The 2,785-nt window shown below is 53.9% G+C and carries 4 protein-coding genes; all 4 read right to left on the reverse strand.

Going from position 1 to position 2,785, the window contains the following annotated elements; genetic code table 11:
* Positions 1-317 precede the first annotated feature (317 nt).
* Entirely contained in the window at positions 318-977 is a 660-nt protein-coding gene (locus tag F8I07_RS09955; RefSeq protein WP_292659130.1) for a winged helix-turn-helix domain-containing protein, read from the reverse strand.
* Positions 978-1,158: 181 nt separating this feature from the next.
* Positions 1,159-2,061: a tRNA 5-methoxyuridine(34)/uridine 5-oxyacetic acid(34) synthase CmoB gene (gene cmoB, locus F8I07_RS09960; RefSeq protein WP_292659132.1), complete on the reverse strand. Its 903-nt coding sequence runs from the start codon at positions 2,059-2,061 to the stop codon at positions 1,159-1,161.
* 2 nt (positions 2,062-2,063) lie between these two features.
* Positions 2,064-2,591: a peptidylprolyl isomerase gene (locus F8I07_RS09965; RefSeq protein ID WP_292659135.1), complete on the reverse strand. Its 528-nt coding sequence runs from the start codon at positions 2,589-2,591 to the stop codon at positions 2,064-2,066.
* On the reverse strand, positions 2,591-2,785 hold a 195-nt coding region (locus tag F8I07_RS09970; RefSeq protein WP_292659137.1), incomplete at its 5' end, for a hypothetical protein. The genes F8I07_RS09965 and F8I07_RS09970, both read right to left, overlap by 1 nt.

Consider the following 2,785-nt stretch of genomic DNA (forward strand, 5'->3'; position numbering starts at 1 on the left):
CCCCTTCTCGTCAGCCACCATCGCCTGGGTAGTGTGCAGCCAGACCCGGGCGAAGCCCTCCTCTAATGCCGTTACCCTCCCACAGAGGGATTCGTCGATCTGTCGATGTGTCCTGAGATGCATAGCTCTCTCCTTGCGCTTTTTGACATCATAGTCAAACAAGGCCTCTGGGAAACTGACTGGACATCATTTCGTCATCCTGAACTTGATTCAGGATCCACCGCTTTATGAGCATTCCGGGCCCTGGATTCAGGTTCAGGTCCGAAATGACGTGAATTTCCGGGGGGATCAATTCAGAAGAGAAAAAGAGAAAAAAATCAGTAGGAGAATTTGTAACCGCGGCGGCGTACCGTGTGGATCACCTGGAATCCCAGGATACTGCGCAGGCGTTTGCGGATCTGGTTGATGGCCACTTCGACGGTGTTGTCGCTGACATATTCGGGCTCTTCCCAGAGGGCGTTGATGATCTCGTCCTTGGAGAAGACCCGCTGTTTGCGCAGGGCCAGATAGGCCAGGATATCGAAAGTCTTGCCGTTGAGAGAGACCACTTTGTCGTCGTATTCGATCTTTTTGTTGACGATATCGATACAGAGTTTGTCGATATTGACCTTGGTACCGTAGAGATTGCGCATATTGGCCAGGACCCGGGCGGCGATCAGATCAGGCTCGTAGATATGGTTGAAGACTACATCATCAACCCCCAGCGCGAAAAAGGCCCGCTGATGCTCCGGCTTTTCGGTCAGGAGGATGATCTTGGTCTCTTTTTTCTTCTTCTTGATCTCGTTGATGTAACGTTCCAGGGAAAACTGGACCCCCTCATCCACGATGATGATCAGCTCATAGTGACGAAAATAGGTGAAGTTGCTCGCGTCATAGAGATCCCGCGCGCTGTCCACAATGCAGATAAAATATTTTCCGATCTCCGCCTCGACCTCTTTGGAAAACTCTTCGTCAAATCCGACTGTCAATATCCTCATACCGTATCACATGCCCAATCAAAAATTGTAGAGGAAGCCCAAAAAATGGATTATTTATCGACACACTCCCTCTTTTCATAGCGTATTTATACCGAAAGCATGCTTATTTAAAAATAAAACTGAATTTCAGGATTCTTTGGCTATTTTATTTCCCTTCACGCCCATCGCCGGAAAAACGAAGCTATCGGATACACCGGATATAGAGACGGAGGGGAGCAGGATAGCCTTCTACCGTTCTGGACGGATCATCGGGATCGAGAAAATCCTCCAGGCTCTGGGTGGCGATCCAGTCGGTCTTGCGCTGTTCGGTCGTATCGGTGGGCCGAAGGGCCAGCACTTCCACTTCGGAGAAACCGGCCCGGCGACACCATCCCTTCAGCGCTTCTACCGTCGGTATGAAATAGACATTGGGAATCTTGCCGTAGCGTTCGGCAGGACTGAGGCAATACTCCCCCTCCCCTTCGATCATAAAGGTATCCAGAAAAAGCTCTCCCCCTTTTTTCAGCCCGCTTTTGAGCGCCTTGAGCGTCGCGATCGGGTCGGTCCGGTGGTAGAGAACCCCCAGACAGAAGAGGGTATCGAAAGGCTCTTCGTAAAAGGGAAGATGTTCCACCCCCAGCAGCTCATAACGGATTCCGCTTCGCAGAAACCGCTCCAGAAAACGGAACTGGGAGTAGTAGAGAGCCGACGGATCGAATCCTACGAGTTTCGCCGGATTCTGTGACTGCATCCGGAAGAGGTAGTAGCCGTTATTACAGCCGATATCGCCGACGACCTTCCCTTCCAGATCGAAATGGGGTTCGAGGAGATTGTATTTGATCTGGCTCTGCCACTCAGTATCGATCAGGAGCTCACCCAGACGAAAAGGGCCTTTGCGCCAGGGCATCAGCATTCTGGCCGTCGTTTCAATCTGCGGCGCCGTCTCGGCTTCGTAAGCCGGCTCCAGCTCCACCGAGACGACATCGCCCAGCTCGATCCGGCGTACTTCAGGTTCGGGCAGGGCCGCAATCGCCTCCTGCAACGGGGCGATATTTTTCCAGCGCAGCCAGCCCTGCCGTTCCCCGCGCAGCGCCTCCAGATCCATCTCTACTTGACGACCGCTTTGAGGATCTTCTGTTCTTTGAGGGGCCGATCGCCGGGCCCGGTAGGGGTCCGGTCGATGGCATCGACGACCTTCTGCCCTCGGATCACTTCGCCGAAGATCGTATAGCCGCCGTTGAGCCAGGGGGCGGGAGCCACAGTGATGAAGAACTGACTGCCGTTGGTATTGGGACCGTGGTTGGCCATGGCCAGGAGATAGGGACGGTCGAAGACCAGGTTGGGAGCGTATTCGTTTTTGAACTCCTTGCCCCAGATCGAGCTGCCACCCCTTCCGGTTCCCGTGGGATCGCCCCCCTGGATCATAAAGCCTTTGATGACCCGGTGGAAGATCGTGCCGTTATAGTAGCCTTTCTTCGCCAGTTTGGTGAAGTTCTCCACCGCCAGAGGAGCCGCTTTGGCATAGAGCCGCAGGGTAATATCCCCCCGGTTGGTTTTGAGAATCACGACAGGATCCTTGGCCGAGGCCAGAAGAGTGGTGGCAATAAGGAGTAAAAGAAGCAGGAGACGTTTCATCAGTCATCCCTCGGGCAAACGACGTTGAGCTTGTGAAGCACCCGGTCGAAGAAATCCCCGGCGTCACGCTGCGCCTCCTCGTGAAACTCCAGATAGATCCCCTCTTTTTCGGGATGCTCTTTGTCAGGGTTGTCGAAGATCTCCGGTTTCAGACCGGTCTCTTTGATGGTCGCCTCCACCGCCTCGAAGACCTC

Source organism: Nitratifractor sp. (genome assembly GCF_015487065.1).
GTDB lineage: Bacteria > Campylobacterota > Campylobacteria > Campylobacterales > Sulfurovaceae > Nitratifractor.